Genomic DNA, 638 nt, shown 5'->3' with positions numbered 1-638 from the left:
TCTAAGAAGGTGTTCATGATATGGAAAAACAACAAGATCCGAGAGTTTTGCGTACAAGACAGTTAATTCGAGAGTCTTTCATAGAGTTGTTGCAGAGTATTCAATTTGAGTCGATAACGATAAAAGATATTGCTCAAAAAGCTACGATTAATCGTGCTACATTCTATACTCATTATGAAGATAAATATGCACTACTGGATGAGGTTATAGAGCAAGCTTTCAAAGAGATGATTCCTGAACAGGTAATACATGCAGAGGCATTGACAGAAGAAATAGGAGACCAGATCATCTTGCTTACTTATCGTTACATTGTAGATTTTCATCAGACATGCAGGCTGGATTCCAAATCAATTGCTACTCTAGTAGATAGCCAAATCAAAGGTATGCTACAAAAAACAATTGAAGATATATTATCAAAAGAAAAGGAAAATCATCAGTATATAGAGATTCTAGCAGCGATCACAAGTTCAGCAATTTATAGTGCTACTTATCAATGGTTTAGGTTGGAGAAGAATAGCCATGCCGACTTATTGTTAGATATTGTTCGCCCTTATATTATGAGAGGGTTATCTAAACAGTTATAGAGATCTTATTTACCATCTTTAAATATATTTTGAAGAACAGCCTTGATCCTAAGG

Annotated in this window: 1 protein-coding gene; it reads left to right on the top strand. The window is 34.5% G+C overall.

The window, feature by feature from the left end:
* Positions 1–20 precede the first annotated feature (20 nt).
* On the top strand, positions 21–584 hold the full coding sequence (locus DN394_RS28745; RefSeq protein WP_069325638.1) for a TetR/AcrR family transcriptional regulator: 564 nt from the start codon (positions 21–23) through the stop codon (positions 582–584).
* Positions 585–638 lie beyond the last annotated feature (54 nt).

It is taken from the genome of Bacillus sp. BB081 (assembly GCF_008368895.1).
Taxonomy (GTDB): Bacteria; Bacillota; Bacilli; order Bacillales; family Bacillaceae_G; genus Bacillus_A; species Bacillus_A wiedmannii.
The sequence above is the reverse complement of the archived record's forward strand: the minus strand, read 5'-3'. Positions and strand labels throughout refer to the sequence as shown.